Annotated in this window: 7 protein-coding genes; 6 read left to right on the top strand and 1 reads right to left on the bottom strand. The window is 49.1% G+C overall.

The features are described 5' to 3' along the window. Complete coding sequence (locus HX884_RS24920) at positions 1–1,593, top strand: YfjI family protein (RefSeq protein WP_375138604.1); 1,593 nt, start codon at positions 1–3, stop codon at positions 1,591–1,593. A 117-nt stretch (positions 1,594–1,710) separates the two neighbouring features. Here HX884_RS24920 and HX884_RS24925 read toward each other — a convergent pair whose 3' ends face one another. Then, positions 1,711–2,337, bottom strand: a complete 627-nt coding sequence (locus HX884_RS24925; RefSeq protein ID WP_080781772.1) for an inovirus Gp2 family protein — start codon at positions 2,335–2,337, stop codon at positions 1,711–1,713. Positions 2,338–2,819: 482 nt separating this feature from the next. Here HX884_RS24925 and HX884_RS24930 point away from each other — a divergent pair, with 482 nt between their 5' ends. From HX884_RS24930 to HX884_RS24950, 5 genes are all read left to right on the top strand, one after another. After that, positions 2,820–3,398, top strand: a complete 579-nt coding sequence (locus tag HX884_RS24930; protein ID WP_080781773.1) for a hypothetical protein — start codon at positions 2,820–2,822, stop codon at positions 3,396–3,398. A gap of 141 nt (positions 3,399–3,539) precedes the next feature. After that, entirely contained in the window at positions 3,540–4,277 is a 738-nt protein-coding gene (locus HX884_RS24935; protein WP_178328949.1) for a DUF3944 domain-containing protein, read from the top strand. Positions 4,278–4,297: 20 nt separating this feature from the next. Further along, positions 4,298–4,996, top strand: a complete 699-nt coding sequence (locus tag HX884_RS24940) for a YafY family protein (RefSeq protein WP_015386423.1) — start codon at positions 4,298–4,300, stop codon at positions 4,994–4,996. Further along, the gene (locus HX884_RS24945; protein WP_015386422.1) at positions 4,993–5,433 is read left to right on the top strand and encodes a hypothetical protein; all 441 of its coding nucleotides are present in this window, start codon (positions 4,993–4,995) and stop codon (positions 5,431–5,433) included. The genes HX884_RS24940 and HX884_RS24945 overlap by 4 nt, the downstream gene beginning before the upstream one ends. A 35-nt stretch (positions 5,434–5,468) precedes the next feature. Further along, positions 5,469–5,831: a hypothetical protein gene (locus HX884_RS24950; RefSeq protein ID WP_015386421.1), complete on the top strand. Its 363-nt coding sequence runs from the start codon at positions 5,469–5,471 to the stop codon at positions 5,829–5,831. Positions 5,832–5,881: the final 50 nt, after the last annotated feature.

Here is a 5,881-nt window from a genome sequence, read left to right on the forward strand (position 1 = left end):
ATGCGTGATCTGATCCTTCAACTCAGCAAAAGTTCGATTTATTCAACAAAGTCGTCTGATTCATATCCCTGTATCAGTTGTGACCAAATGGCATCACAACTGATACCGACAACTTTCTTTTATTTTCTTCTCTATGGAAACCACACAATGCAAAAGCATGATAATTTTCCTGTTGATCAGCTTCCTCCAGTTATTAGAAACACAATTTATGAAGTACACCAGATAACACAGGCACCTATACCTCTGATTGGTGCATCCGTTTTAGGCGCTATTTCCCTTGTTTGCCAAAGTCAGATTGATGTCATCCGTCCAGGAAATATTCGCGGGCCAGTCTCTCTTTTTCTGCTGACGCTGGCAGGCTCTGGCGAGCGTAAAACCACTGTCGATAATCTGTTGATGGAACCATTGAGACGTTTTGAAGAACAGCTGAACGAACATTATTTGGAAAAATATAGTGACTATTTGATAGAACTAAATGCGGTAAAAACAGAGATCAAAGCCCTGAATACTGAGCTGAGGGCACAAGTTAGGCGTAAAGAAGACACACTGGAGATAAAAAAAGCGCTCAACGCCGCGCATAAATCGCTCCCGGAGCCCCCTGTAAAATACAAAATGACATTCAATGACGCAACGCCAGCCGCAATTAAAGAATTTCTGTGTAAAGAGCGCTGGAAATCGGTGGGTATTATGTCAGACGAGGCAGGAGCGATATTCAACGGCCACACTCTGAACGATCTGCCTTTTATCAATAAAATGTGGGATGGCGGAAAATTTACCGTTGATCGCAAAAATGAGCCCGAGGCCACCATCCACGATGCCCGAATGACGCTGTCGCTGATGGTTCAACCGGAGGTGTTCACCGCCTATCTGGAACGGCGGGGAGAACAGGCTAAGGGTGTGGGTTTCTTTGCCCGCAGCCTGATTTGTTTGCCGACATCTACACAGGGCACCCGTCTGATCGAATCACCGGTTATCTCACGGGAACATCTGCCAGTATTCCATCGCCGCCTGATGGACATCGCGACTGAAAGCCTTACCCATAACGGGCAGGGACGAGAGGGCCTTTTATTTTCGTCAGACGCAGAAAAGTTATGGATTGAATTTCATAATCGCACAGAGAGCAGGACTGGTAGCAACGGTGATCTGGCCAGCGTCAGAGATTACGCATCAAAAGTTGCGGAGAACGTGGCCCGTGTTGCCGCATTACTGCATCACTTTTGTGGTTTTAAAAACAACATATCTACCGAAGTTGTTAAAGCCGCAATAGACATCATCAACTGGTACGGTAATCAATACATAGACCTTTTTGTTCATCCTGATGAATCTCAATCCTTTGAAAAGGATTTAGAGAACCTTTTTGCCTGGATACAGGATGAATGCCTTCGGTCGGCAGATTATAAATTTAGAAAAAATCGTATTCTTCAATCAGGGCCAAACCGGCTAAGAAACAAGGAAAGAACCAACGAATTACTCTACACACTGGTTGAACGGGAAAAAATCATTCTGGAGCAGTGGGGGAAAACCTGGTACATCCGTCTGAACCAGGCTAGTTCACTCATGGTAGCCTCGCCGAATAACTCTGTCTGGCGTTAGCCGTGAAATGTCGTATGCCGTGGATAAACATGCATTCCCGGCAGCAAATAGCTTGATAGCGCTCTCTTTGGCTTTACCAGAACAAGGCAAAGGACCAGTCCCTTTGCCTGAATTACATTACGTTCCCATAATAATCGAAGGATTGTTCTGGCTGCACCCAAAAGAACGTCCATCTCCATAGTGCTTTGTGAATTCTTTTGCTAGGTACATTGCTCTCTGACGTACTGCAGCATACTGGTCTTCATGCTCAGGACGTTTACGCTCTATCCAGCCACAGGGTTGTTCCGGAAAATGAACCTGGCCTGCATAGGCCTCCCAGGGTAATTTCAGCGCACTACACCAGGCTTTCTGGATTACATTCGCCAGTGAATCTATACCATTGTTGCATTGAGGCCGGTAATCTCCCAGTGTATAGAAGGTATCCTTGTTTACCAACAGCATCACATGGTAATGGCGGTTGTCTTCCACTTGGCCGTATTCTCTGCACCAGATATAACGTATGGACGTCAGATTCTTACAGGTAAGTCCTGCATGCCTTCGGGCAGTCATCTGAGCATTTGCATGGTATTTTAGCGAATCAAAGAAGCGCGAGATAACGCGCTCATCACGACGACCAGTACCGTCAGTCGGAAACCGCAAATCAAAACGAAATGTAGAAAGCCTGGGGTATTGATCAGTCGCTGCTGCCAGTGTTCGTTCTACGCCATCAGTGTATCGCGGATCGTATGTATATTTCGAATTCATAACTTTAGCCCTAGTATAATTTACATCTGTATTCCGAATAAGTTACAGATAAATATCATTCATTTTATAATAACAACCCCCAACGGAATTCAATATGTTTTCTGCATTACACACTCACCTTCTTTTATTTAATAATACCAATACGGAGCGACTTATTACCAAACACCGCCACCGGAGGCAATAGAAGCAAGCAAAACCATCGCAGAACACATCATTTTATTTTCTGGAGTTATTTCTTAAATAAAATAAATCACAGGAGAAAGCTAACCATTTACTCATAGGCATTTTTTGAGACTAACTCATCTCATATGCCAGACACGTAAAAAATTACATAAAGAATACACAGTCGCTTACTATGAGATTTCGGCTAAAACTGAAAATAAAAAAAATACAGATATATATCACCTTAACGACAACCATCTGGAGTTGTCGATAAGGAGGATAGTCTGGATATTACTGTATTACAGCGTCTCTTTGACGGGATGTATGCCCTGGCGGTGGAAGGTACCGCCGTCACGGACTCTGCCGCAGTGCTGGCCGACAGTTACCTTCAGAATGACATGAGTCGTATTGATGCGGCTGAATCGCTGGTGCTGTACGAGTCCCTGAAAGCCTGCGGCTCCGGCTTTTCTTGTGGTCTTACCGGTGGCGCGCTGCTGCCGCTGACCGTCACCGCCGACGTCTGCTCTTCGCTGTTCATTCAGATGCGGCTGTGTGCAGCCGTTGCCATCATCGGAGGCCATGACACTGCAGACCCACGGGTACGCCTGCTTTGCTGGGGCGCGCTGGCTGGGGATGCCTGCTCGGATGCCATCAGTGGCATCATCACCCGGTTACTGACCCGCGCACTGAGCCAGCCTCAGGCCGAGACCGCTCTGCTGACGGTGGTTCGCGATGCATTACTGCTGAAAAGCAGTCAAGTGTTACTCAGGGAAAGCCTGCTGCTCCCGTTACTGGGCGGGGTACTCAACGGTGGTGCCGCCTGGCTCGTCACCCGCCTGACGGGGCAACTCGCCATTCGTCTGTTTATTCCACCGGTAACTCCGCCCTGCGCAGCATAATCCTCTGTATTTCATTTTCGGACATCACCTGTCCGTCATTACTCGTATAACACGCTGATTTTCCTGACGCATCGGCCATGTCCTTACAGGCGGGTTTGTTATCGTTTTTGTCCTGACGATACAGACCTGAATGGAGGGCTAATGGCCGTTTATCGCGAAGATGCTGACCTGCGGTTTCTGGGGCGTTGTGAGAATGAGGATCTGGATTTACTGGTCAGCCTCATTACCCATGACCCACGGGACAAAACCCTGCGCTGGACGGAAACGCTGTCCGGCAGCGACAACTACAAACGTTTTTATCCAGCGCACCGTAATTACTGGCAGGAGATTGCCGCTGAAATCCAGACCTTTGGTGCCAGCAGTATTGCCAGTGTATTCCGGGGTGGGAAAGGCGTGCTGTATCGGGAAGTGTTATGCGATGTCTGTGACCATACGGGCGTGAAATACCGGAAGGAGGAAACCACCGAAGCCATTGAGCTTTCCCTGCTGATGGCGTTACTTGAAAAAAGTCTCAGTGAGATGTCAGCCGAAGAGTTGCAGGAGTTTGCTGACAGTATGGGCACTGAGCTGACCGTACCGACAGCACCGCTGATTTTAATGGCCATACGGACTGCCGTCCGAGCCTCGGGCTTTGCAGCCTTTCGCCTATCAGCAGTGATGGTCAGTACACTGGCACGAGTGATACTGGGGCGATCCCTGCCGATGGTGGCCTATCTGACACTGAGCCGCTCCATCGCCGTCCTGGCGGGACCGGTTGGTATAGCACTGAGCTCTGGCTGGCTGGTTGTTGATATGGCAGGCCCAGCCCGACGTGTCACGGTTCCGGCCTGCCTGCTGGTCGCCTGTCTACGTCAAAAGTATCTGCACCACTCACAGTAACCAAACGGAAATCCTTCACTATGTCTGCGGAAGAAAAACAACACGATCGCATGGCATCACGGCTGGCGATCATCATCAGTCGCCTGCTGATGGGGGAACAATTATCGGTACAGGCGTTGTCTCTGGAGTTTCAGATCTCTGAACGTACCCTTCGTCGGGACTTTCGAGAGCGTCTGAGTTGTCTGGAACTGACATACCGACAGGGAAACTGGTCACTGGCCCAGCCGCTTTCCGGCATTCACACCAACAGAGCGATCCTTCACTTTGCCCGTGCCACCAGCATAGAGCAGTTGTTTCCGGCAATGGATAACAAACTGATAGCGGTGCTGACCGACAGCAGCATCCCGTCGCCCTATATCGTCTGGCTTTCGCCTCCAGGGCGTAAACCGACACCCTTTGGTGGTTTCTGGCGCATTACACAGGCGATCCTCGACCGTACTTTACTGGACTTGACCGTGGATACAGAACAGTACCGCTGGTTCGCCCCCTATCGTCTGATTTATTTCGAAAACAGCTGGTATCTGCTGGGCGAATACCAGCAGCAGGCTTATGTCTTTCGCCTGGAAAGCATCGCAGATGTCTGTCTGACGAAAAGGCAATTTCTGCGCAGGCGGCAGATTGATGCACTGACCACCGATCCACGTTTTATTCGTTCTTTACCCCACTTTCAGTACTTGCGGAAAGTACTGGCTGATACTGCAACAGAAGGAAAACCATGAAAAAAATAACACTTTTACTAATGCTTCTAGCCTCCACACAGGCTGATGCAACCGTAAACCAGTGGACCAGAACCTGGGTTCAGGGTGTCACGGAATACCGCATACAGGGGAAAGATGGCGCTGAACTGCTGCTGACCTGTTCACCGGATGACAATGCGTTCGTGCAGTACACCGCGCCTGATGGCAAAACGCTCACCAGCGGCAATGATGATGGGCGCAGCGTTCAGGCACAGGTCGACAGCGGCGATACGTTCCTGATTAACGACACGTTTTCTGATGCCGGTGGCAGTAACTTCGAAGCGTTCTGGGATGCTGCCAGAAAATCCCATCGTATCCATATAACGGCGACCGGGCTGACCTCTGCCACCTTCACCTTCAGCAATGCCGCAAAGATTCTGCCTGAGTTTGATAAGTCAGGATGTCTGACCCGCATGTGAGCCTTTATTGCTTCAACAAAAATAAGGAAAAAATAATGAAAACAACAATGAGTGCCCTCGCCGTGGCACTGATGATTTCACCTCTACTGCACGCCGCAGAGGCCCCGATCAGGATTGGTCTTGAGCAGGTTAAAAATCCGTATTACCCGAATCTGCATCAGCAGCGTGTTCATGTTCAGTCGCTGACTGATAGCGTCACCATTAAGGATATTGTCATTAACCGAGGTAACTGCCCTATTCAGAAGATGCCCACGGTCTACGCAGGTAGTAGGCCTGTAGCACTGGTTCCATCAACGTTACCTTACGGGAAAGAGATTGCCGTCTACATTAAAGGCCCATGCAGTGTGGCGGAGATTAACGTCATCACCAGTCAGGGGGACTGGCTGATGAAGTACTAGGGAAGGTGCGAACAAGTTCCTGATATGAGATCATCATATTCATCCGGAGC

The sequence above is a fragment of the Enterobacter sp. SECR19-1250 genome, assembly GCF_013391025.1.
GTDB classification, from domain to species: domain Bacteria; phylum Pseudomonadota; class Gammaproteobacteria; order Enterobacterales; family Enterobacteriaceae; genus Enterobacter; species Enterobacter cloacae.